Source organism: Hymenobacter artigasi, from assembly GCF_012275535.1.
GTDB lineage: Bacteria > Bacteroidota > Bacteroidia > Cytophagales > Hymenobacteraceae > Hymenobacter > Hymenobacter artigasi.
In genome coordinates, this window is the sequence record NZ_JAAVTK010000004.1 from 268,455 (window position 1) to 294,261 (window position 25,807).

The window sequence follows — 25,807 nt, forward strand, 5'->3', positions numbered from 1 at the left end:
CGGGTTGGTCAGGTCGGGGCATACAGCTCATCCACCTCGGCCACCACAAAGGTGCTGCCACCAATGAAAACCACGTCGCGGGAGCCGGCCGCTTTGCGGGCCGCCGCTACCGCCACTGCCACCGAACCATAGGCTTGCCCTTGCAGGCCCAGCCCGGCCCCCTGCTCCGCCAGTTCGGCAGCCGGCAAAGCCCGGGGAATAGTAGCCGCACAGAAGTAGTAAGTGGCCTCTTTCGGCAGCAGCGCCAGCATGGCCGCCACGTCCTTATCGTTCACGGTACCTATTACCAAATGTAAACGCTCATGCGGAACACGTTGTAATTGAGCCATTACCGCTTGCAAGCCGGCCGCATTATGCCCCGTATCACACACCACCAGCGGCTGCTGGCCGATGATGCTCCAGCGTCCGCGCAAGCCGGTAAGCGTCGTGACCTGGCGCAGGCCGGTCCGCACGGCCGCTTCCGTGATGCGGAAGCCCAAGGCCCGCAGCTCATCCAGGGTGGCGAGTACGCCGGGCAGGTTGTGCTGCTGGTAGTCGCCGGGCAGGCCAAGCTCGGCATTGGGTAGGTAGGGCCGGCCGTGCTGGCTCACGGCAATCGGGCGCAGGCCCGTTTCGGGCGAGGGCTCGGCGGCAAACGTAGCCTGGTAGATTTGGTCCGCAAAAACGAGGTGTGCGAGCTTCACGGCGGCTTCGCTTCGGAATACTTCGGCAACTTCGGGCTGGCTCTGGCTCACCACGGCCGGTACGCCGGGTTTGATAATGCCCGCTTTCTCACCGGCTATTTCGCGCAGCGTGTTCCCTAAAAGCGCCTGATGGTCGAAGCTGATGTTGGTGATGAGCGACACCAGCGGCGTGATGATGTTCGTGGAATCGAACCGGCCGCCGAGGCCAACCTCAACAATGGCAATATCAACCCGCTGCTGGGCAAAGTAGTCGAACGCCAGCGCCACGCACATCTCAAAAAACGAAGGCTTGATTTCTTTAAACAGTGGCTGCCAGCGCGCCACCCACTCCACCAGATACGCCGGAGCCAGCTCCTGCCCATTCACCTTAATGCGCTCCGTGAATTCGCGCAGGTGCGGCGAAGTGTATAGGCCTACTTTATAGCCCGCCGCCTGGAGCACCGCCGCCAGCAGGTGCGAGCTGCTGCCTTTGCCATTGGTGCCGGCCACGTGCACGCTCCGAAACTTACGCTCCGGATGCCCCAGCGCCTCGGCCAGGGCTAAGGTATTGCCGAGGCCTTTTTTGAAGCCGGCCGCGCCCACCCGCTGAAACATGGGGAGCTGCACGTAGAGGTAAGTAAGGGTTTCCTGATAAGTCACGGGGTAGCGAAAATGGGGAGAAAGCACAAATTAACAGCATTTCGGGCTGATGCCAACGAAAAAGTCCCGCCGTCTGCTAACAGGCGGCGGGACTTGAATCAGTTGGCCGGAAAGCTACTTGACCGAGAATTTGAACGTGTAAAAGCCGGTTGCGCCCCCGGGAGCCGAGTTAGTCTTGATGAAGTTGGTATCGAGCAGCTTGTCGCGGCACAGTTTTTCCTGCGATGGCGACACGTTCCCCGAAACCTTGGTTACTGATTCTACCTCTCCGTCGGCCGCAATCTTGATTTTAAAGCGAATCACGCCCGAGTTATCGTCCACCGCTTCTACCACTGGCTTGGTGTCGAAGCGCCAGCCGCTCATTTCCAAGCCGCCGCTTCCGGGGCTGCTGCCGCTACCGCCCCGGCCGGGGGCCCCATAGAGCGCCGTAGCATCGAGGGTACCGTTGGGGTCGCCCTGGTCACCCACAGTGCCCGGCCGGTCGCCGTTGTTGTTGCCCGTGGGGGTATTGCTGGTGCCGTTCACGCCGTTGCCGCCGCCGGTGGCGCTGCCTTTGGGCGCAAACGTCACGGCTACTTTGCGGGGTGCTTTGGGCGCGGCTTTCACTTCTTCTTTGGGCGGTGCGGGCGTTTCAACCGGCGCCGCCGATACAGGGCTTTCCTCAGCTTCGCTGGTAATTATCTTCTCCTGCGAAGGCGGCGTGGGAGTTGGCGTAGCTACGGCCACGGGGCGCGGCTGCGGGTCGGGGCTGGCCTGGGGCGGGCGGCTGTCTTCGCGGTTGGGCGAGTTATTGGCCGTGGCCATGCTCTGTACATTGCCCGAGCCGGCTTCGTCGATGCCGTAGTTCAGCTCCACGCCGTCGCCACCGCCCAAGGCGGCCAGTGGCGGATTCGGGCCTTTAAATACGGAGAAGATAAAGAACAGCAACAGCACCCCGTGTACGACCAGGGTGCCAATCAGGCCCTCGCGGCGGTGCGGTTCTTGATAGTCGATAGCCATGATGCAGTGTACGCTTTACCAGCTGAAATCGGCTTATTTACCGGCAGCCTGCTGGGCCTGAGTGGCCATCACCATTTTCAGCTTGAGGCGGTTGCCAATTTCTAAAATGTCAACCAGCTTCTGAACGTTCAATGAGGCATCCACGCGCAGCACAACCGTGGGCTGCTCAGTGGTTGGGGCGGTGCCCACCAGGGCTACCAGCTCGGGCTCCACGTTGGCAGGCGCAACGGGCTTTTTGTTAACGAAGTATTGTCCGGCCGCGTCCACCGATATGGTAATGGGCTGCTTCATCACCTGCTTGCTGGATTTAGCATTCGGCAGCAACAGCTTAATAACGTTGGGGTTAACCAGCGTTGAAGCAATCAGAAAGAACAACATCAGGAAAAACATGATGTCGTTCATGGCCCCGGTTTCGACGTGCGAAGTGAGGCGGTGACGGCGGGAAAGATTCATTTTTTGGGAATTATAAATTTCGAATTATAAATTATAAACTTTGAAAACAGAATCAGACGAATGGTCTATCCTCAATTTATAATTCAAAATTTATAATTCATCATTCCCCACTAGTTGTCCTGCAGAATGTCCATGAACTCTATGGCCGAGTTTTCCATGCGGAACACCATGCGCTCAACCAGGATGCTCAGCCAGTGGTAACCAACGTGGGCAATGATGCCGACGATGAGGCCGGTGGCCGAGGTTACCAGCTTAACGTACAGACCATCGGCCACCTGCGGAATACCAAACTCCTTGGTGGCCGCGATGGAATAGAAAATCTTGATTACCCCAATGATGGTACCCACGAAGCCAATCATGGGCGCAATACCGGCGATGATGCCCAGGATGCTGATGTTTTTTTCGAGGCGCGCAATCTCAATCTTGCCCACGTTTTCCACGCTGGTTTCGATTTCCTTCAGCGGCAGGCCAATGCGGCGCAGGCCTTTTTCCACCATGCGGGCCAGTGGCGAGGCATTCTGGGCGCAGTATAGCTTGGCGCCGGCCAGGTCGCCCTTCACCATGAGCGAGCGGATGCCCGCCATGAAAGCTTCTGGATTGCCGGCGGCCCGGCGAATGGTGAAGTAGCGCTCGATAATGATGTAAACCGAGAGAATTGAGAGCGCCACCAGCGGAATCATTATCAGTCCACCGCGTAGCAGCAGGTCAATGACGGGGACACTGGTATCGGCAAGGGGGGCAGCAGCGACGGCGGCAGTACTAATAGTATCGGCAGCGGCAGGAACCACTTGCAGGAGGAAAACGGACATGCGGACGATTAAAATTTCAGGGTATTGTAGTCACAGTGCGTGCTCAGGCGCAGGCGCTGGGCTTCGCGCTGGGCCGAGGCCATGTCGGAGTAGTCGGCGACCGTGAGGCGAAACAGCCGGCTACCGAAAGGCGGCAGGATGATGTGCGAGGCGTGGCCGCTTTTGGCCAGCAGCTTGCGGCCCTGCTCGGCACCAGCCAGGCTGCGATATGCCCCGGCAATGACGTAGCAACGGCCAGTGCGGCTTTTAATTGTGATGGTGCTGGCCGTAGCGACCGGGGCTTTTGCCACCACGGGGGCGGCGGCTGGGGCTACCGGTGCGGCGGCCACCACCACCGGCGCGCTGCTGGCCACTACTTTGGGCACGGCCGGAGCTGCTTCAGCTACTGGAGTTGCAACGGCGCTGACGGTTGCTTCCGGCGTTTCCTCTTTGAGCGACGGGCGGATGGGCGCGCTATTTTCCGCAGCCATTTCCGGCACGGGCAACGCCGGCGTGCTTTCAACCGGTGTCATGCCTTCGGTGGTACGGGTCCGGAAATCCTGCTGACTGAGCGTGGCCTGCTGGGGCTCGGTGATGATTGGCGTGGCAATACCGGGCTGGCGCTGCGCCCACTCCCACCGGGGCATAGTGCCCTGCCAGCTCACGGGCAGGTAGCCGGCTTTCATTGCTACCTGGTAGTTGGCCAGCAGCAGCAGGCCGGCGGCCATGGCGATAATGCTGGCCGGCAGCAGCCGTGCCAACGTGGTACGGCGGGCACCCCCGCTGCGCAAAATGGGCTGCGGGCCTTTGACGCGGGCATCGGCAGCGCGCACGGGGCGGGCAGCCAGCTCCGGCAGGCCAAAGGCGGCCGCCAGCAGATTATCGGTGCCGGTGTACTCAAACGCGAGGCCCCGGCCCGCCGCCCGGCGGAAAATGCCGATGCCCGGCAGCTCGGTCCGGTTCGTGTCGTCGAGTTCCTGCTGCAGGGCAGCTACGGCGGCGCGCACGGCCTCTCGGGCCTGCGCGATAGAGAGGCCCAGGTGCTGGCTCAGGGCATCAACCAGCAGGCCGTCGTTGCGGGTTAGGGCCTGGTTGAAGGCGACCAGTTTGGTGGGCGGACTCAGGGCCTGACGGCCGGGCTGCGCACGGGCCGGCGACACATCGGCCACAAGCCCCCCGAAGTCCGGAATAATCACGCAATCGTGGTCACGGAGAAGGGGGCGAATGTGGTCGGCGAGGTGCATATGCGGGACTTGGGAATTCTGAAACATGGAAACTCAGCCTTGGTAGCATTCGAAAAACTGAATATCTGAAATGAGCAGCAGCAGCACCGGGCCGGACGGCTTCAATTCCTAACATTCAAGTTCCCAAGACCCTAAGACCCTAAGTTCCCAATCAAAACGTGTAGGTAGCTCCCCCCAATACGTTAATACCTTTCACGGGATACCCGTAAAATCGCTGGTACTGCCGGTTGGCGAGGTTATTACCCATTACAAAGATGGATATTTTTGGCGTAATGCGGTAATCGGCGCGCAGATTCAGGTCAATAATCGGGTCGGTGGCGCGGTAGAAATCGGCAATGCGGGGCACGCCTAGTTTGGTAGCGGGCAGATAGCTGATACCATAGCTGGCCGAAAAGAAATACCCTTCCACGCCCACCATCAGCTTGTCGAATACATTGTAGGTGCCGAACACCGAGCCCTGGAACTCGGGGCGGTGAAAGGGCTGTGGCAGGTTTTTGAGGGCGTACTTGTTGTAATCGAGCCGGGTGCCCAGGCGGAATTTCTCGGCCGCGTTGTACAGCACCTCACCGTGCAGGTTGAGCACGCCGGTGGCATTCTGGTCGTACACGAGGTCGAATTTGGTGGGGTCGACGGGGTTGTTGAGGTAGAAATACAGGTTGCGGTCGCGGGCGTAGGTGGCCTTCACGTTGAACTCCAGGCCCCGGGCGGGCGTGGACGTGAAACCGGCGTACACCGTGGGGCCACGATGGGTATCGGCCACGTTCAGGTTGCTGTTCAGCCAGGGATTTTCGGTGGTGAGGTCGTAGCGCGTCACGCGCTGCAGGGCACCGCCCAGGCCGGCGTACACCATAAACTTCTCGGGCTCGATGGTATAGCCCAGGCGCACGGCCGGATAAATTACGCCCTTGCCTACGCTGGTGGCCGTGTCGGAAGAATAGCCCACCGTGGCGCCTACCGAGAAGGCGATGCTGTTGCGCAGAAACTCGTATGCCGGCGTGGCCTGCACGAAAGTGCGGCTGCGCGTCCCGAAGTTGGGGAGCAGCGCAGGGGGGCCGGCGATACTGGTGCCCGACTTGTCCGACAGAAACGAGCCATCGGCGGCCAGCGTGATGCGGCTCGATTCGCCGAGGGCATAGCCAAGCTTGGCGTTGAGGCGGAAGTCGTTTTCGGAGGCGTCGAACGAGTCACCCCAGTGCCGGAAGCCGAGGCTGGCATCGTACTGCAGCTGCTGCTCGGGGTCGCGGTTGTGGGCGTAGGCTTTGGCGGCGAAGCGGTTGAACACCTGCTTGATGTCGCCGGATTCGGGCGCAACTACCGGGGCGCCGTTGGCCGCTTTCTCGTAGCCGTAGAAGTTGTAGCGCTCGCGGCCAAAGTCCAGGGTAGCGCCAATGGCGGCGGTGCCGCGATAAATTTCGCCCATGGCATGGGCGCTGGTTTCCGACATCCGGGAGTTCTTCCCATCCACGGGACCCTGAATGGAGCTTACGTGTTTGATATCCAACCCATAAGCATGGTCGGTATTGCGGGTGCTGTGGAAGTAGCCCCGGCCGTAGAACGTGCCGTAGTTGCCGATGGCAGCCTTCACGAAGTTGCCGGTGAGGGGCGTAGGCTCCTCGGCCCGAATGGTAAGCACCTTCACCGAAGGCGTGAGGCGGTCGGCGGGCAGGCGGAAATCGGGAAAGGTGTAGGCCACCTTGCGCTCGACTTTGGGCGGCGTCGGGAGCTTGATTTTATCGAAGTTGCGCGTGGCTTCGGGCAGCTGGTTCACCCGCTCTTTCACAATCTCAATCTCGGCCTCCTCAATATTGCCCTTATACTTGCCTTTGGTGGGCTGGGCCTGCGCAGAGGCCGCGGGCGCTACGCCGCCAGCCAGCACGGCCGCCAGGGCCAGCCCGGTGGCCAGCCGCCCGCTGGAGGATTTGGTAGAACGGCTTGTATTTATCGTCAAACGCTTCATCAGCAACTGGTTTTCTTTGAAGTAAATGCGCCGTTTCTAACGCTGGGTAGTATCAGCCGGGGCGGTGGTTGTACCGCGCAGATTAGTGCGCGGGGCCGGGGCTTTGCCTTTGGGGGGCGCGATGGTGGGCTTGGCGGGCGTGCCGGCCGGAGCCGCCGGAGTTTTGGCCGGGGCTTTAGTGGGCGCTTTCACCGGGGTTTTGGTGGGCGGAGTGGTTTCCTCGGCCTGGTCAGCACCCAGCGTTTTGAGACGCTGCCGGGCCGTTTCCAGCACTTCCGGCACCGGGAAGTTATTGTCGATGAGCGAATTCAGGGTGCCGCGCGCCTGGAAGTTGTCGCCTTCCGAGGCGTAGATGTCGGCAATCAGCAGGAAGGCCCGGCCCAGCCACAGCGAGTAGCTGCTGAAATCGGCGTTGACCTTCAGCGCCGCAGCTTTGGCTTCCTCGTTCTTTTTCTGCTTGAACAGCGTTTCGGCCAGGTAATACTGGGCTTCGGCTCCATTGATGTCGTTCGGGGCGGCCGTGACGGCTGTTGCCAGCTCGGTAGCGGCCTGGTCATAGCTTTCGGCGCGCAGGCTGGCCTTGCCTAAGTAGAGCAAAGCGGCGTTGGTCGCGTTGGCGGTGGCCCCGGCCTGGGTACGCAGCTCTTCGGCCACGCGGCGGGTGCCGGGGTAGTCGCCGCTCTCATAGAGGCTGCGCATCTGGCCGAGCGTGGCATTGGCCACTTCGCGGCGGTTGGTGCTGGCTCCCCGCAGGCGCTCGTAGAGCTTAGCCGCTTCGGGGTAGCTCTTGTTTTCGAATTCGAGGTCGGCGAGGCGGCCCACGGCGCGGTTCAGGAATTCACTTTTTCCCTCGGCCACTACGGCGCGCAGGCGAGCCAGGCCCTGCTGCTTGTCGCCGGTTTTCAGGTACGAATCCGCCAGGAAGAACCGGGCATCGGCCCCGAGGGAAGATTCGGGGTACTGCTTCAAGTAGGACTCGATGCGCAGAATGGCAGGCTTGTATTTCTCAGCCAGATATAAAGACTTCGCCGCTTCAAACTCCACGCTCTCAGTGGCCTTGCTGTCGGGGTTCTGGACTTTAAAAGCAGCCAATGCCGAGTCAAACTCCTCGGTGCGGCCCAGCGCCGTGAGGCTCTCCTGCAGGTTGTAAAGTGCTTGAGCGGCGGCCTCGCTACGCGGATAGCCAGTCAGCACCTGCTGGAAATCGACCACGGCTTTGTCCTGCTGCTGGAGGTTGGCGTAGGCCACGCCGCGCTTTTGCAGGGCCTGCGGCATCAGGGGGCTGTTGGGACGGCCCTCAATCAGGCGGGTAAAGCCGGCGACGGCCGGCTGGTACTCGCCGGCCTCAAACGCCAGTTGCGCCTGCTGGAACACGGCTTCCTCGGCATAGCGCGAGTTGGGGTTGGTTTTGAGCAGGGCGGCCAGCGTGCTGGTGGCCTCCTCGCGACGGCCCATCAGGCCCAATGTGCGGCCCTTCTGGTAGTAGGCGTAGTCCTTATCGGCTGCGTTGGCTTTGATAACCTTGTCGTAGAGGTCGAGGGCCTGCTGGTAGTTTTTCGATACGTAGTAGGTATCGCCCAGCCGCAGGGTGGCGTCGTAGTAGTTGGGGTCGGCGGGCTTGGCGTCGGTATCATTCAGGAAGGCGGCGAACTGCGGGCGGGCCTTATCGTACTGCTTGGTATTGTAGTAAGCATAGCCCAGCCCATAGCGGGCTTTCTGCTCAAAATCGGCCTCTTCGGGGCTCACCCCGCCCCGCCGGACCGAGCGCGCCGCGGCGGCATAGGCCGTAATGGCATCGGGATACTGCTGGCCCACGCTGAAAATCTCCCCCCGCAACACCTGCGCCGCTGCCCGCAGGCCATCATCGGACGGGAATTTCAGGGACTTGTCCAGCAACGGCAGCGCCTGGGCGTAGTTGCCGTTGTTGTACAGCAAGGCGGCTTGGGAATAGGCCACGCGCTGGTAGGTGGCATCCAGCTTTTCGCTGCGGTCGTCGATGCTTTCGAGGTAGGTCAGGGCCTGCGCGTAGTCCGTCGACGACAGAAAGCTATTGCTCAGCAAGTCGTCGACGATAGGCTGATTTTTCGAGCGCGGAAATTTCTTACGGAAGTCGCGCAGCACGTTGATGACCTCGGGCAGGTTGCCCTGCTCGTACTGCACCTGGCCCAGCTTGAGGGTGGCGTTTTCGGCAATGTTCTTATCGAACGTGCCCTGGCGGGCGGCCTCAAAAGCCGTTACGGCCTGGGGCTTCTGGTTGGCCTGCACGTAGCTCAGGCCGAGGTGGTAGGCGGCGTTCTGGCCCAGCGAATCGCGGCGCACGGCCACGTTCTTCAGGTTGGCAATGGCGCCCTTGAAGTCGCCCATCTTATAATTGGCGTAGCCAATTTTGTATTGCAGCGCCGGCTCAATCCGGTTCTGATGCACAGCAGCGTACTTATCGTAATACTCGGCAGCCTCCTTGTACTGTTCCTTCTGGTAGTAGGCATCGCCTACCAGCAGTTGGATTTCATCGGAATTCTGGGGCGGCGGCGTGTTTTGCAGGGCCTTGGTGGCGTAGCCAATCAGGCCATCGTAGTTGCCCTCTTTGTAGTAAATCTGGGTGATGATGGCCGGCACGACCGGCTTGTAGGCGTCGTTCTGCTCGGCCACGCCGAGGTCGGCGCGGGCGGCGGCGTAGTCGCCGGCGCGGTAGCCGAGGTAGCCGGCATAGTAGGAACTGGCGTACTTATACTGGCTCTGTACCTGCTTGTTGCGGTCGAACAGCAGGCGGGCCTTCTCGTAGTCTTTCTGCTCGAAATAGCTGTAGCCGAGCTTGAAATCGGACTCGGCGCGCTGGTCGTTGCTCAGGTTGTCGGGCGCTACCTTGGTGAAGTAGCGGATGGCCGACTCATAGTTTTTCTGGTCGAAGTAGAACTTGCCCAGCTCGAAGTAGGCTGCGGCGGCCTGCGGGTGAGCCGGGTGCCTGGCCGCGAAATCCAGGATGAGGCCCTCGGCATCGGGGTGCGAGAGGTAAAGGCCGCTCACGGCGTAGTAGTACTCGGCATCGGCGGTGCGGTCGCCGGCGGCGGGGCCGGCCTGGCTGCTGTGCACCGGCTCTATGGCCAGGTACTGCCGAAACGCCTCCTGCGCCGCGCCGTACTGGCCACGGTCAAACAACTCCAATCCTTCCTGAAAGTGCCGCTCATCGGAGGCGAAAACCTGGGTTTGCTGGGCCTGGGCTACCATGGGTGCCGCGGCACTCAGGGTGGCGGCCAGCGCCAGCCGGGGAAATAGCTTCATGTAAATACCTGTCGTGGAGGGGCCGCACCGGGCCCGGGAACTCGCCAAAAGTAGCGATAAATGCCCGTAGGTTGCCCAGCTAACGCGGAAAGGCGGATTTCATTGCCGGTCCGGCAGTTCAACTTGGCACATCCTTCGGGACTTGCCCAGCGGAATCCATTGCCTTACACACGCCGATGCCACTCCATTTCGGGCTTGAGCTTTCGATTTCTGAGTTCCGAAAACACCTCTACTCCTTCGTCGCGCAGGAATGTCTCCAGCGAAGAAACATCGGTGGCGAATGCGTCCAGAAATTCCTCAAACTGCCATCGGACCAACAATCCTGCGGAGTTCAAATAAGGCTCAGCATAGCTGTCGAAGCCTGGCAGCAGCTTGCGGTGGGCTTCCTCCTCATCCACAGCTTTCACCAACAGAATTCGGTCTTCGTACCCCTGGAATCCACCTGTTTCGTTTTCTATCTGAATAGAAAAACGTGCCTTGATGCTCCAAAAGAAGCTCTCCGGCTCCGGCGTTTTTCGGCTAATACCTTCTATCGACTCGATAGAAATCGTTTTGACCGCCGCTGTTGCCAATAAGGCCGGCAGTTGATTCAGCGGCAATACCACTCTCACCCCAACGGGACGGTAATGCGTGCCCGTTTTTTCGAAAGCCACCTTCCCAAGACTTGCCTTTAATGCCCTGAAAGCTTCCCATATTTGCGCCGCAATGCGTCGTCTTCGCTCGGCAGGTGGGTGGTTCATTAACGATTTATAGCCAGGATAAGGCAACCGCAGATGCACCTTCGCCATGTTGTCCAATCCGGGCAATTCCGCATCCGTCAGATTCCATTCTGATAAGTCTATTACTGCTTTCATCTTTCTGTTGCCGTCAAGTTCTTATCACGACATTCCGCTGCAAATGAAACTAGCCGTAGCGCAGAAAGCGCCAGATACGCGAAGCATTTACGGCCAAGCTGTATCACATCTGGAACCACAGGTTAAATCAATCAAAAAGGTCCTGCCAGCAATTGCCAACGGGACCTTCTGCTTGTTGAGTTGGCCGGAGCCGACCGACTATTTGAATTTGGGCGTAATGCCCGGCAGGTTCAGGTTGCCGGCCTTGTAGCGCTTGTAGAGGTAAGCCGCACCGGCGGCCAGCAGGGCACCTTTTACCAGCTTACCGGAATTGGAGCCGCCGGCACGGGTACCATCGTCATTGGTTCGGCTGCCGAACAGGCCGGAAATCAGGCCCCCCAGGGAGCCGCTAGGTTGGTTATCGCTCATGAGTGAAATCAGTTTAAAGTGAAATACCCTCCTGTTACGGCCATGATTGGGCTGTTGTTACCCCAGCACGCCGGCCGGTACGTTGTGCAGAATCAGCCACACCAGCTCCCGCAGAATCTCGGCGTCGTCCATCGAGCCGCTTTCGATGCCTTTGCTCTGCGCATCGGCCCGGCGGATGTTGTGGATGAGGCCCACCACCCGCTCGGGCGGAAACACGCGCAGGGCCTGCTGGTACTCCTTTTGCGCGAAGCTGTTGAGGATGCCCAGGCTCTTGAACACACCATCGGGCGGGTTGGGGCCGGCCTGGTGCAGCACCAGCAGCTTGGTGAAGAAGTTGAACAGCAGCGTGAGGTTCGGGATGAGCGGGTTGGCCTTGGGGTTGGCCGCGAAGTAGGCCAGAATGCGGTTGGCTTTCAGCACGTCGCGCTGCACCAGTGCCTTTTGCAGCTCGAAAATATTGTAGTCCTTGCTGATGCCCACCATGCCCTGCACCAGCTCCTCATCAATCGGCTGGCCGGGCTTGAGGTTTAGCACCAGCTTGTCCACTTCATTGGCCAGCCGGCCCAGGTCGGCCCCGATGTACTCGGCCAGCATAGCAGTGGCCTGCCCGGTAATCTGCTGGCCCCGGCTGCGCACGTTGGCCGTGAGCCACTGCGGCACCTGGTTGTCGTAGAGCTTCTTGCTGGTCATGAGCACGGCCGACGAGTCTTTGCCCGACAGCAGCTTGCCCAGCTTTTTGCGGCTGTCCAGCGTTTTGTGCTTGTAGCAGAACACCAGCACGGTACTGGGCAATGGGTTTTTAAGATAGGCCTCCAGAAAAGGCCAGCTCCGTTCCTGCTCCAGGTCGGCCACGGTCTGGGCTTCTTTCACGATGACGACCGAGCGCTCGGCCATCATGGGGAAGCGCTTGGCCTGGCCCAGAATGGCCGTCACGTCCACGTCCTTGCCGTACACCACCACTTGGTTGAAGCTACGCTCGTGCTCGGCCAACACGGTTTTCTCAATCAAATCGGCCACCACATCAATATAGTACGGCTCTTCTCCCTGCAAAAAATACACGGGTTGAAACTGCCGCTGCTGGAGCTGCTTAAGTATCGCGTCGGCTTCAAGTAGGGACATGGGGGCTTGGGGGCTTAGGGACTTGGGTGCTATCCCGACTCAAAATTAGCGCCTGCCTGCCCCTGCCCCTACCTTTGCCCCTCTTTATTACCGGCGTGGTTTAGGAATTCGGCCTTCCCGGTCAACCCAAAACCAAGTCCCCCAGTCCCCAAGACCCCATGTCCCTCATTGAAGAACTGACCTGGCGCGGCATGTTTCATGACGCTATGCCCGGCACTGCCGAACACCTTGCGGCCAATGCCCCCATCACCGGCTACATTGGCTTTGACCCCACGGCGGCCTCGCTGCACATTGGCAACCTGGCTACCATTATGCTGCTGGTGCATTTGCAGCGCGCCGGCCACCGCCCCGTGGCCCTGGTAGGCGGTGCCACCGGCATGATTGGCGACCCCAGCGGCAAATCGGCCGAGCGCAACCTGCTCGACGAAGCCACCCTGCGCCACAATCAGGCCGGCATTCAGGCCCAGCTCGAAAAGTTTCTGGATTTTTCGGAAGGCCCCACCGGCGCGCTGGTGGTGAACAACTACGACTGGTTTAAGGAAATCGGCTTCCTGGGCTTCCTGCGCGAAGTAGGCAAGCACCTCACGGTGAACTACATGATGGCCAAAGACTCGGTAAAGCGCCGCATCAGTGGCAACGAGGACAGCGGCTCCGACGGCATCAGCTACACCGAGTTCAGCTACCAGCTGCTGCAGGGCTACGATTTCGTGCACCTCAACAAAACGCTGAACTGCACCCTGCAAATGGGCGCCAGCGACCAGTGGGGCAACATCACGACCGGCACCGAGCTCATCCGCCGCCTCAACAACGCCGATGAATCGACCGAAACCCAGGCACCAGGCACCAGGCACCAGGCACCCAACAAAGCCTACGCCCTCACCGGCCAGCTCATCACCAAGGCCGACGGCACCAAGTACGGCAAATCCGAAACCGGCACCGTCTGGCTCGATGCCAAGCTGACTTCGCCCTACCAGTTCTACCAGTTTTTCCTGAACTCGGCCGATGTGGACGCCCCGCGCCTCATCCGTGTGTTCACGCTGCTCAGCGAACCCGAGATTCTGGCCATCGAAGCCGAGCACGCGGCTGCCCCGCACCTGCGCACCCTGCAAAAGGCCCTGGCGGCCGACGTAACCACCCGCGTGCACTCGGCCGAAGCCACCGAAGCCGCCATTGCCGCTTCGCAGGTCCTGTTTGGCGGCGGCGACCTTGCCTCGCTCGATGAAGCCACGTTGCTCGATGTATTTGCCGGCGTGCCGCACCTGCGCGTGCTCCGCGCCGAGATGGCCGAACTCAACACCACTACCTTCCTCAGCGATTTCACCCTGCACAAAATCTTTCCTTCCAAAGGCGAGGCCCGCAAGATGATTCAGGCCGGCGGCGTGAGCATCAACCGCGAGAAAGTGGCCTCCCCCGATGCGTCAGTGGGCGCGCTGCAGCACCTGGCCGGCAAATATCTGGTGGTGCAGAAGGGCAAAAAGAACTACTTCCTGGTCGAGTTGGTGTAATACCACCGTCCTGCCCTCCTTACAGTCGCACAACATCCACAAAAAAGGCCCCACCAAGCGGTGGGGCCTTTTTTTCGTCCACAGAATCCGCGAAATCCGAAGAATCCGCACGAACCCGTGGTTCAGAATTACTTCTTAGCGGGGGCTTTCTTAGCCGGAGCAGCTTTGGCGGGAGCGGCCTTCTTGGCAGCCGGAGCCTTAGCAGCGGGAGCAGCCGCAGCCGCACCGGTGTTTTTGGTGTTCTGCACTTCGGTGCGGAACGCCTGAGCCATCGTTTTCAGCTCCTGCATGCCTTTGCGTACGCGGGTACCAGCAGCAGCGTTCTGCTTGTCGTAGAATTTCGAGAAATCGTCTTCGAGCGACATCACGAGGTCCTTCAGTTTGCCAAAATTGTTCATTGGAAGTTGGGGTTGGGGGTGAAAAATGAGTTTGTGGTGGTGTTAAGCCGGCCCTAATATACAGGGATTTCAAATGCAAGCAAGTTTTTCACTTTTTTTTAAAACGCCCTCCCCGGCTTTCAAAGGCAGATTTCGTCAAAAAAAAGGCCGTTTGCGCAAATTGCGCAAACGGCCAGCCCATTAGAATAGTCCAAAAACAAAAACGCGGGCTACCTCTTCAGGCAGCCCGCGTCGGTAGTTGGCAGTACCGTTTTAAACGGCCTCCGGAATCGCAGTAGTACGGCTGTAGAGGCCCTTTTTGAGCTTATCGGCCACGGCGGTAAAGGCCACAATCGTTTCCTCTACATCCGCAAGTGTATGGGCGGCCGTGGGGATGATGCGCAGCATAATTACGCCCTTCGGCACTACCGGATACACCACTATAGAGCAGAAAATACCGTGATTCTCACGCAAATCCAGCGTTACCTGCGTTGCATCGGCCACGGTGCCCTCCAGCAGCACGGGCGTTACCGGCGAGGTGGTGGTGCCCAGATTGAAGCCTTTTTCACGCAAGCCACTCTGCATGGCCCGCACAATGGTCCAGAGGTTTTCTTTGAGCTGCGGTTGGGTGCGCAGCAACTCCAACCGCTTTAGCGCACCCGCTACGAGGGGCATGGGCAGCGATTTGGCGAAAATCTGGCTACGCATGTTGTAACGCAAATAGTCAATTACGCTTTCCGGCCCGGCCACGAACGCGCCGATGCTGGCCATGCTCTTAGCAAAGGTCGAAAAATAAAGGTCGATACCATCCTGTACGCCCTGTTCTTCGCCCGTTCCGGCCCCTTTGGCGCCCATCGTGCCAAAGCCATGAGCATCGTCAACGAAGAGGCGGAAGTCGAATTTTTCCTTCAGTGCCACCACGCCGCGCAGGTCGCCCTGGTTGCCCGACATGCCAAATACGCCCTCGGTGATAACGAGGATGCCGCCGCCGGTTTCGTCGGTCAGGCGCTTGGCGCGCTCCAGCTGCTTTTCCAGGCTGGCCATGTTGTTGTGGTTGTACACAAACCGCTTGCCGGCGTGCAGGCGCACCCCGTCGATGATGCAGGCGTGCGACTCGGCGTCGTACACAATTACGTCGTGGCGGTTCACCAGCGCGTCGATGATAGACACCACGCCTTGGTAGCCGAAGTTGAGCAGCGTGGCGGTGGGCTTCATCACTATCTCGGCCAGCTCGTCTTCCAGCTGCTCGTGCAGGGTCGAATTGCCGCTCATCATGCGTGCGCCCATGGGCAGGGCCATGCCGTAGTCGGCGGCCGCGTCGGCATCGGCCTTGCGCACCTCGGGGTGGTTGGCCAGCCCGAGGTAGTTATTCAGACTCCAGGTCAGCACTTCTTTGCCCCGGAAAATCATGCGAGGCTTGATTTCACCTTCCAACTTGGGGAAAGCAAAGTAGCCGTGCGCATAGCTTGAATGCGAACCCAGAGGCCCACGGTTGGCCGAAACCCGGTCAAAAATATCCACTGAAAAAACGGTAATAGGGTGAGAAAAGGCGGGGGAACTGCCGCTTTGGGAATTACTATTGTTTTTACAACCCAAAACGGGGCTAACCACAAAGGTAACCACCGGTTCGCGGATGTACATAATTTGGGCTTAATAACCGCGTAATGGCCCGAGGGTTTGCCGGCGGGGCGTGGTTTCGCAGTTTCTTTGTGGGCGCTTTGCCTCGATTGCCCTTGCGGCCCGTCGTGCAGCGCCCCGCGAAGCAGCTTCACGGCTTCGTTACCACCATTGATTTGCCGATGCGGCCGCGTTGTGCCAGCCGCGCTCAGCATGACTGTACTGATTGAATTGCTCCCCTCCCACCCACATGAAAAAAATCACCAAGCTGCTCGTCGCCAATCGGGGCGAAATCGCCCTCCGCGTCCTCCGTTCCGCCAAGGAAATGGGCATTGCCACCGTGGCCATCTACTCGGAGGCCGACCGCAATGCCCTGCATGTGCGCTACGCCGATGAGGCCGTATGCGTAGGCCCGCCTGCCTCGAAAGACAGCTACCTGCGCGGCGACAAGATTCTGGCAGTCTGCAAGGAATTGGGGGTTGATGCCATTCATCCCGGCTATGGTTTCCTCTCGGAGAATGCCGGCTTTGCCCGCATGGTGCGCGAGGCAGGGCTGATTTTTGTGGGCCCCAGCCCCGAGGCCATGGAAATGATGGGCGACAAGCTCTCGGCCAAGCAGGCCGTGAAAGCCTACAACATTCCGCTGGTGCCCGGCACCGACGAAGCGATTTCGGACGTAGCCGCCGCCAAGGAGATTGCGAAGGAAGTCGGCTTTCCCATCCTAATCAAGGCCTCGGCCGGCGGCGGCGGCAAGGGCATGCGCATCGTGAATGGGGCCGATGAGTTTGAGGAGCAAATGCAGCTGGCCATCAACGAGGCCGTGTCGGCGTTTGGCGATGGGGCGGTATTCATCGAGAAATTCGTGACCGGCCCCCGCCACATCGAAATTCAGGTTTTGGGTGATGAGCACGGCAACATCGTGCACTTGTTCGAGCGCGAGTGCAGCATCCAGCGCCGCCACCAGAAGGTGATTGAGGAAGCGCCTTCATCGGTGCTTACCCCCGAGCTGCGTGCCGAAATGGGCCGCTGCGCCGTGGACGTGGCCCGCGCCTGCAACTACGCGGGCGCTGGCACCGTGGAATTCCTGCTCGACGATAAACGCAACTTCTACTTCCTGGAGATGAACACGCGCCTGCAGGTAGAGCACCCCGTGACCGAGCAAATCACCGGCCTCGACCTGGTGAAAGAGCAGATAAAAGTGGCCCAGGGCGAGCCCCTCGCCTTCTCGCAGGACGACCTCACCATTACCGGCCACGCCATGGAGCTGCGCGTGTACGCCGAAGACCCGCAAAACAACTTCCTGCCCGACATCGGAACCCTCACCACCTACGTGCGCCCCCAAGGCCCCGGCGTGCGCGTCGACGACGGCTTCGAGCAAGGCATGGAAATCCCGATTTACTACGACCCGATGATTGCCAAGCTGGTCACCTTCGGGGCCGACCGCGCCGAGGCCATCGCCCGCATGCTGCGGGCCATTGAGGAGTATAAAATCACCGGCATCGAAACTACGCTGCCCTTCGGAGCCTACGTAATGCGCCACCCCGCCTTTGTGAGCGGCGACTTCGATACCAACTTCATTAAGGACCATTTCTCCCCCGCCGACCTCGCCCCCATCACGCCGGATGAAGCCACGGCCAAAGTAGCCGCCGCGCTGGGTGCGATGCTGCTCAGCGAGAAGAAACCTAAAACAACTGCCGCAACTGGTGAAACAGCGGGCGCGGAGGTTTCGGGCTGGCGGCGCAACCGGTTGGGCGTGCGGTAACGTCCTCAATTTAAAAAAAAAGGGAAGCATGGCTGACGCCGGGCTTCCCTTTTTTTAGTGCGCCTACAGCTTCGTTAAGCTGTCACCACCGATAGTATCCCAAAAGTATTTGCACGCTTCAGATTCGCTGGCAAAGATTTTCAAGTTGGATTTCTGGCCCCTTTCGCTATAATAAACCTCCCATCCACGAGTTGTTTTGCCAATGGTGTAGGTTTCGTTAAGTAAGCCACCGTTTAGGTACCAGCCGCGAAACCTTCCTGCTATCAGTGCTTCTTCTAACGTTTTTAAATCCATTTATCACCTGATATAACAGTTGAAGTAGTCGGGTTCTTTACGCCTCTTTAATCCGAGGGTCAAACTCAAAGTCTTCCCAGCCCACAATCTTTACCTGCCCAAAATCCGGGTGCTGGGTATTGAGCACGTAGTTGTGCTCGTGAGCGATGATGGAGGACGGCACCCGCAGAATAGCCACAGTTTGGCGCTGGTACCAGGCTGCTCCTAAGGGCTGACAGCGGGCGTAGTGGCGCGGCAGCTGCCATTCGGGGGGCATCTGGTCCAGCGTTAGTTCTTCGACGGCTAACGTATCCGGCACTTCAATGCGGATGACTTTGAAGAGGCTATTGAGACCCTCGCCGCTGCGGTGCACCACGTTTTCGAGGCAGGCCAGGGCGCGGCTGCCAGCGGCGTAAATGACTAGCTGGCCGCGCAGGTTCCAGCGGCCGGGGTTGCCGGAAGCGACTAGCTCGCCGGCATACTTGGCTAGGCAGATGCGGTAGATTTCCACTGGGAGAAGTTAATCGAACGTCGTGCTTCGCGGGGCGCAGCATAACGTTCTGTTAGGCAAAATCCCCATAGGCGATGCGGGCGACTTCGGCGGCCACCAGGTCGATGCCGCCGCTCGTTTCGAGCAGGGCCAGCGGCGGCTGGTTGTCGAGGCCGTAGGCGGGCTTATCGAGCCAGCGGCGGAAGGCCGGCAGCGCACCGAAGGACTCTTCTCCCAGGCGGGCCAGGGCCAGTAGTTTCAAGATTTGCTCGCTGGCAGCGGGGCCGAGGCGCTTTTTACCCTCACGGTAAGCGCGCAGGGTTTTGGTGGTGGTATGCAGGAGAGCAGCCAGCTCATCGGCGCTCAGCTTTAGCAGCGAGGCCACGTCGAAAGCCGTTTTGGCCGGCACGCCGGTGCGGGCTTCCATCACGAGGGCGAAGGAATCGGCCACGGTGGCTTGCAGGCTCCGCAGGGCAGGCGAATAAACGGCGACGGGAGGAGTGGCAAAGGCAGCCATGAGTGTTGGGAATTAGTTCTTTCCTCAAATATGGGAAATATTTCTTTATTAACGGGAAATATTTCCCATTAGTTTCCGGCGAGGTAAGCCACTCTGCGCGAAAGCCTAGCTCAATATGCTCCAGCCATCAAGCGCTTGCCGATTTGATATCCACCCCGCTCTCACCTGCTATCAATGTGCCTGACAGACCTCGAAGAACGCAACAGCCGTTTATATGCGCCCACCGCGCCGGCCGGGTGTTTCTGGTTAGCTACAGCTTCATGATGCGGCGGCGGTACACTTTTTCGCCCAGACTGACGCGCAGCACATAGATACCGCTATGCACAGCGCGCAGGTCCAGCCCCGTGCCGGTGGCTTCGGCCACGCGGTTGCCTTGCAGCGAGAATAGCTCCAGGTGGGCAGTACCCTTGCCGCCCGGGGCCAGCACCCGCAGATAGCCGCTGGTGGGGTTGGGGTAGGCCGTCAGCTCAGGTTCGGGCAGAACGGGCGGCGCCGGGGTGGTAAAGCTCGATTCGGCGCTGTAGTAGTAGGTGCCGTTGTGAAGGAACCGGATGCGCATGCGGTAGGCCGTGGTGGGCAGCAGGCCACTGGGCACGCGGGCGCGTAGCGAGTCGCTGCCGTACCACAGGGCGGGGTAGGCCAGGGCCACTTGGCTGAAGCCGGGTACATTGGCCGGGCCAAACTCGAAGCGGGCACTATCAACAATACAGTTGGTGCTTGTGAGCGTGCCCGCTAGCACGGCGCTGCTGTCGGTGAGGGCCACCGGTGACAGGGCTTCGGCCCGAAACGGCAGCGGATTGGCCGCCAGCGAGCGCCGCACCAGCATGCCGTTGCCCCCGCCCAGCACCAGCGACTGCCCACCGTGGGTGTACCCCATCGCCTGCGAGCCCAGGTTACGCTCCCAAATCCAGGTACGGCCGCCATCGGCAGTGCGGAAAATAGAACCGGCATCGTCCTGCACGCAGCCATTGTCGCGGTCGACGAAGTGCAGGCGCAGGGTGTGGCCGGTTGAATACCCTCGCGAGCGGTTGATTTCGAGGGGCGTCCAGGTAGCGCCGCCGTCCGTGGTCTTGTACACCACGGCGTATTCATCGAGCACATACCCAACCTGCTGGTCGAGGAATTGCACGTCGCTTGGGGTTCCGTATTGGTTAAGCCGAACGGGCTGCCAGGTCAGGCCGCTATCGGAGGTTTTGAACAGGTCGCCGAAGGCGGTAGCAAAGCCGGTGGTGGCCGACACAAAGTTGAGCTTGCGAATGCCCTGCGTATAGGTTCCGTTGAGCAGCTGCCACGTCTGGCCGTCATCGGTAGTGCGGGCAATAACGTACCCATTGCCATCGAGCCCGCCCGCGTAGCCTACTTGGGCGTTCACCATGCTCAGGGTTGAGACGACAGTAGTGCCGTAGTAGCGGGCTGGAATTGTGATGGTGGTCCAGGTTTGGCCGCCATCAACTGAGCGGGCGATGTTGCCATTCACCGCCAGCAACGTATTGGCGTCGAGGCAGGCCAGTTGGGTTCCCGCCATTTGGGAGCGCAGCGTCCAGTTATCACCACTATCGGTGGTGCGCAGCAGGCCATTGCTGCTCAGGGCATAGCCCAATGCCCCACTGCCCGGAAATGCGACTGCCTGAATGTTGCCCATAAGCGGGCCGAGCGGCTGCCAGGTTTGGCCGCCATCGGTGGTGCGCATGATGGGGCCTTTGTTGCCCCGGCCGGTCACATAGCCCGTGCTGGCCGAGGTGAAGCGGACGCTGCTCCAGTAGTTGCCGTTGATGAAGCCGGAGTTTGCAGCCGGACCAATAGCAGTCCAGGTCAGCCCTGCATTGGTAGTGGAGTAGATGGTGCCGTAATCGCCCACCGCAAAGCCGGCCGTGGCCGACAGAAAGTGCATGTCGGCAATATCCTGCATGCTATTCGATACCAGCGTCCAGGTCAGGCCGCCATCGATGGTTCGCAATAGGTCGCTATGCTCACGGTGCGCAAACCCCACCCGCGGCGAGATAAAGTGGAGCATGGTGATTTCGGAAGGGAAATAACTGACCTCCGACAGCTTGGTCCAGGTGGCGCCGCCGTCGGTGGTTTTGTACACCTTCCCTCCCCACGAACCTAAAAAGCCCACTTTCCCCGACACGAAAAAGCTGCTCAGCACCTGAACGCCGCTGTTCGATTCCTGCCAATGGCGGCCACCATCAGCGGAGCGGCGCACGAGGCCGTTGTTCGTCAACTCCACTACCGTATCAGCACTGATGGCGTGAAGCCGGGTGTAGTAGTTCTGTAACAAGGGCTGGCTATAGCCGCCATACTGCGGGGCCGTTTGGGGCGCGCCAGACACCCGCGCCCAGCTGGTGCCGCCATCGGTGCTGCGCCACAGCACGCCGGGGTGCGTGAGCAAATAGCCGATTCCATCCGGCGAAAAGTCCAGGTCGGCGGCATCGGGGTAGCGCTTCACTTCCTGCCAGGTGGTCCCGGCATCGTCGGTGCGCAGCAGCGAGCCAACTTCCTGGAGAACGAAGCCCCGGTTGGCGCTCACAAAGCGCACTACCTTCCCCGGATAGGTATTGGGCTTAGGGTTAAGCCATTGCCACTGGGCGGCGACAGGCTGAAGGAGTATAAGCCAAAGAAAACCGGCGAGTAGAGTTGTTTTCATGGTGGAAATTTACCCTCAAATTTCCTTTCCAAACGTCCTCCCCGGCCCGCTGCGCCGCTGCTACAGCAAGTCCCCTATCTCGCGCACGCCCACCGGCCGCGCCACCGTGAAGCCTTCGCCAAACTCCACCCCAATAATATGGCCGAACTCGCGCGCCCGTGCCTCCATAAACCGGCCAAAGGCCTGGCTGGAAAGGTACGTTTGCGGGGCATCTAAATCCGGGTTGAAAAACTGGGTTTTGAAGGCCTGAATGGCTTCCCACTTCTTCTCCCAATAGGGCGTGATATCGACCACGAATGCGGGCGTCAGTTGGCGGTCCTGAATGTAGTGATACACGTTTTTGGGCCGCCAGGCTTCCTGCGGCTGGCCATCATCACCGATGGTCTCAATCATACGCAAACCGGCCAGAAAGCAGGCCTCCACGGCTAGTTGAGCAGCGCGACCGTGGTCGGGGTGCCGGTCAACAATGGCATTGCAGAGCACTACCTCGGGCTGGTAGCGCCGAATGGCGGCAATAAGCGGCAGCTGGTGCTCCCGGTCGTTGCGGAAGAAGCCATCGGCCATGCCCAGGTTTTCACGGATGTCAATGCCCAGAATTTTATTGGAAGCAGCCGCTTCAGCCGCCCGAATGGCCGGCGTACCGCGCGTGCCCAACTCGCCCCGCGTGAAGTCGACAATACCCACTTTTTTGCCGGCCGCCATGCTGGCTAGTAGCGTGCCGGTGCAGGACATTTCCACATCATCGGGATGCGCGCCGAGGGCTAAGACATCTAGTTTCATCACTGATTTTAACTGATTAGTATATTTTTTGCTGCCTACAGCATTCCTTTTTTCCTCGTTACGGCCAAAACAGCAGGAATACTGCCCCATCCCACAGCTTACCGAATCGAAACCGAATAAATCAGCGAAATCACGGTTAATCCGCGAAAATCAGTGATTTACTTAACCCGCAGCTTCTTGCCGGGCTGCAACGTTTTCAATCCCGGGTTCAGCTTCTTCAGGGTACTGACGCGTACTCCGTACCGCTCCGCCACCTCCGACAGGGTATCGCCGGAGCGCACCTTGTGCGTGACCGTCTGGCGTGCCCGTGACGGGGAACCACTGCGGCTGCTACTACCGCTGCTGTGATGCCCCAAGGCACGGCTGTAGTAGTTGAACAGGGCCGCCGTAATCGTAAAATTGTCCTTCCGCAGCTTGTAGCCGGGAAAGTCATACATCAGCACCGGATTAATGGGGTTGCCCTGGTAGCGCACCTCAAAGTGCAGGTGCGAGCCCGTGCTACGCCCCGTGCTGCCGCCGTAGCCAATGAGCTGGCCGGCTTTCACGAAGGTGCCCACCGTTACCAGCGCCTTGCTCAGATGCCCGTACACGGTTTCGAGGCCGTTGTAGTGGCGCACCAGAATGTAGTTGCCGTAGCCGCCGCCGTCCCAGGCCTGAATACGAACCACACCGTCGAACACCGTTTTCACCGAGTCACCGGTTTCCAGGTCCAGGTCCATGCCGTAGTGCCAGCGGTAGCCCCGGAAGGCAAAGCCCGAGGTAATGGGCGTAGACAAAAGCGGCATTTTAGCGTAGCGCTGGCGGTTGGGGTCGGTGAGGTGCAGCCTCAGCGAGTCGCGGTAGCTGCGGCCATCCACGCGGTACGGGTTCACGCGGTGCGTGTCCCAGATGGAATAGTAGCCGGCCACCTTCACCCACGACGAATCAATGAGCACTTCCTCCGACATCTCCACGATTTCCTGCCCGCCCTCGTTCAGCGTCGTGGTGTCTTCGCTCACAATGCTGAGCTTTTTAGCCGGGTTGAAATAAATGGATTTCGCGGCGTCCGAATTATCGTCGGGTATCTCCTCGGTTTCGATAACCGTAGTAGTATCCGGCCGCACATAGCGCATGCGGGGCGTTTTGATGCGGAAAAAGTCCGATTTGCCGGTTGTACTGCCGGCTTTGGCCTTGGTGCGCGGAGCCTTACGCTTCTGCGCCTGGGCCGGACTCAGCCCCGCCAGCAGGCAGAGGAGTGCCAGCAGGAGCAGCGCCGGGCGCCAAAAAGTTGTTTTCAGGAAAGTCAAAAGCAGGTTTTTTTAACTGGAAGCCATTGAACGTCATGCAGAGCATAGCGAAGCATCTTTACCGCAATAGTAAACCCTTTCCATTGGATTACTATTGTGGTAAAGATGCTTCGCTACGCTCTGCATGACGTTCCAGACGCAAATTTAGTGTATGCCCATGGCGGCCAGGTAGCGCTCGGCATCCAGTGCGGCCATGCAGCCGGTACCGGCGGCCGTCACGGCCTGGCGATAGGTGAAGTCCTGCACATCGCCGCAGGCAAAGATGCCATCCACGTTGGTTTTGCTGGTGCCGGGAATGGTTTTCAGGTAGCCCTGCTCATCGTGGTGCAGGTAGGGCTGAAAAATGGTGGAATTCGGCTCGTGGCCAATGGCTACGAAGAAGCCCGTGAGCGCAATTTCGCGGGTTTCGTGGGTCAGCACGTTTTTCACGCGCACCCCTTCTACCGCGTGCTCGCCCAGAATCTCATCCGTCACGGTATCGAACAGCACCTCAATCTTGGGGTTGTCGAGCACGCGCTGCTGCATGATTTTCGAGGCTTTCATCTCACTCTTACGCACTATCATGGTCACCTTGCTGCACAGGTTGGCCAGGTAAGTGGCTTCTTCAGCGGCGGTATCACCCGCGCCCACAATGGCCACTTCCTGCCCGCGATAGAAGAACCCGTCGCACACGGCGCAGGCCGAAACACCCGAGCCATTCAGCCGCGCTTCCGACGGGATGCCCAGCCACTTGGCCGAAGCGCCCGTGGCAATAATCACGGTATCTGCGGTCAACTCCAGGCTTTCATCAATCGTGATTTTGCGTGGCGTCACCGAGAAGTCTACCGCCGTAGCAATGCCATAGCGGATATCAGTTCCAAAGCGCGAAGCCTGCTTTTTCAGGTCCTCCATCATTTCCGGACCCATCACGCCATCGGCGTAGCCAGGAAAGTTCTCCACATCATTCGTGATGGTGAGTTGCCCCCCCGGCTGCAAACCCATATACATAACGGGGGCCATGTTGGCACGGGCGGCATAGATGGCGGCGGTGTAGCCGGCTGGGCCGGAGCCGATAATCAGGCATTTGATGTGTTCAGCCATTGCGTAGTGCGGTAAGCTTTAGCTTGCCGTCTGTGAAAGTGGTAGTCAAATAAAAGTCTCACGGCAAGCTAAAGCTTACCGCACAAGTTGTACAAAAAACCCCAACCTTACAGCCGGGGTTTCTCAACAACAAAACTAAGCAGAAGTTAGCCCAGATAAGGCTTCAGCGCCTTCGAGCGCGACGTGTGCCGCAAACGACGAATTGCCTTCTCCTTAATCTGACGCACCCGCTCGCGGGTCAGGTTAAACTTCTCGCCAATTTCTTCCAAGGTCAAAGCGGCTTCGCCATTCAAACCGAAGTAGAGCGTAATCACGTCCGCCTCGCGCTTGGTGAGCGTGCTCAGGGCGCGCTGCACCTCCTTGCGGAGCGAGTCGTTCATCAGGGCCATGTCCGGCGACTCCTCATCCTCGTTTTCGAGCACGTCGAGCAGACGGTTTTCCTCGCCCTGCACAAACGGAGCATCCACCGATACATGGCGGCCCGAAATTTTCAGGGTATCCACTACTTCCGAAGTAGTCAACTCCAGCACCTCAGCAATTTCTTCGGGCGAAGGCTCGCGCTCGAATTTCTGCTCCAACTCCGAGAAGGACTTGCTGATTTTGTTCAACGAACCTACCCGGTTCAGGGGCAGACGCACGATGCGGCTCTGCTCGGCCAGGGCCTGCAGAATCGACTGGCGAATCCACCAAACGGCGTACGAAATGAATTTGAAGCCTCGGGTTTCGTCGAAGCGCTTGGCAGCTTTGATAAGGCCGAGGTTGCCCTCATTGATGAGGTCACCGAGGCTAAGGCCTTGGTTCTGATACTGTTTTGCAACCGATACCACGAAACGCAGGTTGGCTTTCGTCAATTTTTCCAGCGCCTGCTGGTCCCCGTCGCGGATGCGCTGCGCGAGCGTTACCTCCTCGTCGGGCGTGAGCAAATCAACCTTACCAATCTCCTGGAGATATTTATCCAGCGACTGGCTTTCGCGGTTGGTAATCTGCTTACTAATTTTTAGCTGTCTCATTGGGGACTAGGTAAGAACGATATCTGATGGGGTTATACGA

Annotated in this window: 21 protein-coding genes and 1 pseudogene; 2 read left to right on the forward strand and 20 right to left on the reverse strand. The window is 59.5% G+C overall.

All coding sequences use genetic code 11. From position 1 onward, the window contains the following. Positions 1-8: 8 nt before the first annotated feature. The 10 genes from HBN54_RS09340 to holA all read right to left on the reverse strand — a co-directional run bounded on the left by HBN54_RS09340 (position 9) and on the right by holA (position 12,423). The gene (locus tag HBN54_RS09340) at positions 9-1,349 is read right to left on the reverse strand and encodes a bifunctional folylpolyglutamate synthase/dihydrofolate synthase (RefSeq protein ID WP_317170199.1); all 1,341 of its coding nucleotides are present in this window, start codon (positions 1,347-1,349) and stop codon (positions 9-11) included. A gap of 87 nt (positions 1,350-1,436) precedes the next feature. After that, on the reverse strand, positions 1,437-2,321 hold the full coding sequence (locus tag HBN54_RS09345; protein ID WP_168672921.1) for a hypothetical protein: 885 nt from the start codon (positions 2,319-2,321) through the stop codon (positions 1,437-1,439). A gap of 33 nt (positions 2,322-2,354) precedes the next feature. Beyond that, positions 2,355-2,774 carry an ExbD/TolR family protein gene (locus HBN54_RS09350; protein WP_168672922.1) on the reverse strand — a complete coding sequence of 140 codons (420 nt, stop codon included), beginning with the start codon at positions 2,772-2,774 and terminating at the stop codon, positions 2,355-2,357. Positions 2,775-2,884: 110 nt separating this feature from the next. After that, a complete protein-coding gene (locus HBN54_RS09355; RefSeq protein WP_168672923.1) occupies positions 2,885-3,583 on the reverse strand; it encodes a MotA/TolQ/ExbB proton channel family protein in 699 nt (232 codons plus the stop codon). 8 nt (positions 3,584-3,591) lie between these two features. Then, a complete protein-coding gene (locus tag HBN54_RS09360; protein WP_168672924.1) occupies positions 3,592-4,806 on the reverse strand; it encodes an HU domain-containing protein in 1,215 nt (404 codons plus the stop codon). Positions 4,807-4,957: 151 nt separating this feature from the next. After that, entirely contained in the window at positions 4,958-6,763 is a 1,806-nt protein-coding gene (locus tag HBN54_RS09365) for a TonB-dependent receptor (protein WP_168672925.1), read from the reverse strand. Positions 6,764-6,799: 36 nt separating this feature from the next. Further along, complete coding sequence (locus tag HBN54_RS09370; RefSeq protein ID WP_168672926.1) at positions 6,800-10,042, reverse strand: tetratricopeptide repeat protein; 3,243 nt, start codon at positions 10,040-10,042, stop codon at positions 6,800-6,802. 164 nt (positions 10,043-10,206) lie between these two features. Continuing rightward, a complete protein-coding gene (locus HBN54_RS09375) occupies positions 10,207-10,896 on the reverse strand; it encodes a DUF4288 domain-containing protein (RefSeq protein ID WP_168672927.1) in 690 nt (229 codons plus the stop codon). Positions 10,897-11,094: 198 nt separating this feature from the next. Beyond that, positions 11,095-11,304 carry a hypothetical protein gene (locus HBN54_RS09380; protein ID WP_168672928.1) on the reverse strand — a complete coding sequence of 70 codons (210 nt, stop codon included), beginning with the start codon at positions 11,302-11,304 and terminating at the stop codon, positions 11,095-11,097. Between the two features lie 57 nt (positions 11,305-11,361). Then, complete coding sequence (gene holA, locus HBN54_RS09385; RefSeq protein WP_168672929.1) at positions 11,362-12,423, reverse strand: DNA polymerase III subunit delta; 1,062 nt, start codon at positions 12,421-12,423, stop codon at positions 11,362-11,364. Between the two features lie 158 nt (positions 12,424-12,581). Between holA and tyrS the strand changes: the two genes are divergently transcribed. Beyond that, the gene (gene tyrS / locus HBN54_RS09390; protein WP_168672930.1) at positions 12,582-13,928 is read left to right on the forward strand and encodes a tyrosine--tRNA ligase; all 1,347 of its coding nucleotides are present in this window, start codon (positions 12,582-12,584) and stop codon (positions 13,926-13,928) included. A 227-nt stretch (positions 13,929-14,155) separates the two neighbouring features. Here the strand turns inward: tyrS and HBN54_RS23970 are convergent. Both HBN54_RS23970 and HBN54_RS09400 read right to left on the reverse strand, forming a co-directional pair. Further along, positions 14,156-14,326: pseudogene (locus tag HBN54_RS23970) on the reverse strand (histone H1); the annotation flags it as partial. 252 nt (positions 14,327-14,578) lie between these two features. Further along, positions 14,579-15,826: an aminotransferase class I/II-fold pyridoxal phosphate-dependent enzyme gene (locus tag HBN54_RS09400; protein ID WP_168672932.1), complete on the reverse strand. Its 1,248-nt coding sequence runs from the start codon at positions 15,824-15,826 to the stop codon at positions 14,579-14,581. Between the two features lie 346 nt (positions 15,827-16,172). Between HBN54_RS09400 and accC the strand changes: the two genes are divergently transcribed. Then, positions 16,173-17,684 carry an acetyl-CoA carboxylase biotin carboxylase subunit gene (gene accC, locus HBN54_RS09405; protein WP_168672933.1) on the forward strand — a complete coding sequence of 504 codons (1,512 nt, stop codon included), beginning with the start codon at positions 16,173-16,175 and terminating at the stop codon, positions 17,682-17,684. Positions 17,685-17,747: 63 nt separating this feature from the next. Here the strand turns inward: accC and HBN54_RS09410 are convergent, their stop codons facing one another. The 8 genes from HBN54_RS09410 to HBN54_RS09445 form a co-directional block, all read right to left on the reverse strand. Next, positions 17,748-17,978 (reverse strand): hypothetical protein, encoded by a 231-nt coding sequence (locus tag HBN54_RS09410; protein WP_168672934.1) that lies wholly within the window; start codon positions 17,976-17,978, stop codon positions 17,748-17,750. Positions 17,979-18,015: 37 nt separating this feature from the next. Continuing rightward, positions 18,016-18,468 carry an RES family NAD+ phosphorylase gene (locus HBN54_RS09415; protein WP_168672935.1) on the reverse strand — a complete coding sequence of 151 codons (453 nt, stop codon included), beginning with the start codon at positions 18,466-18,468 and terminating at the stop codon, positions 18,016-18,018. A gap of 52 nt (positions 18,469-18,520) precedes the next feature. After that, positions 18,521-18,964: a type II RES/Xre toxin-antitoxin system antitoxin gene (parS, locus tag HBN54_RS09420; RefSeq protein ID WP_168672936.1), complete on the reverse strand. Its 444-nt coding sequence runs from the start codon at positions 18,962-18,964 to the stop codon at positions 18,521-18,523. A 250-nt stretch (positions 18,965-19,214) separates the two neighbouring features. Continuing rightward, a complete protein-coding gene (locus HBN54_RS09425) occupies positions 19,215-21,611 on the reverse strand; it encodes a YCF48-related protein (RefSeq protein WP_168672937.1) in 2,397 nt (798 codons plus the stop codon). Positions 21,612-21,671: 60 nt separating this feature from the next. Further along, positions 21,672-22,391 carry a bacillithiol biosynthesis deacetylase BshB1 gene (gene bshB1, locus HBN54_RS09430; RefSeq protein WP_168672938.1) on the reverse strand — a complete coding sequence of 240 codons (720 nt, stop codon included), beginning with the start codon at positions 22,389-22,391 and terminating at the stop codon, positions 21,672-21,674. A 158-nt stretch (positions 22,392-22,549) separates the two neighbouring features. Continuing rightward, entirely contained in the window at positions 22,550-23,677 is a 1,128-nt protein-coding gene (locus HBN54_RS23975; protein WP_317170200.1) for a peptidoglycan DD-metalloendopeptidase family protein, read from the reverse strand. A 144-nt stretch (positions 23,678-23,821) separates the two neighbouring features. Continuing rightward, the gene (gene trxB, locus HBN54_RS09440; protein ID WP_168672939.1) at positions 23,822-24,757 is read right to left on the reverse strand and encodes a thioredoxin-disulfide reductase; all 936 of its coding nucleotides are present in this window, start codon (positions 24,755-24,757) and stop codon (positions 23,822-23,824) included. Positions 24,758-24,903: 146 nt separating this feature from the next. Beyond that, a complete protein-coding gene (locus tag HBN54_RS09445; RefSeq protein ID WP_035566352.1) occupies positions 24,904-25,767 on the reverse strand; it encodes a sigma-70 family RNA polymerase sigma factor in 864 nt (287 codons plus the stop codon). Between the last annotated feature and the right edge of the window lie 40 nt (positions 25,768-25,807).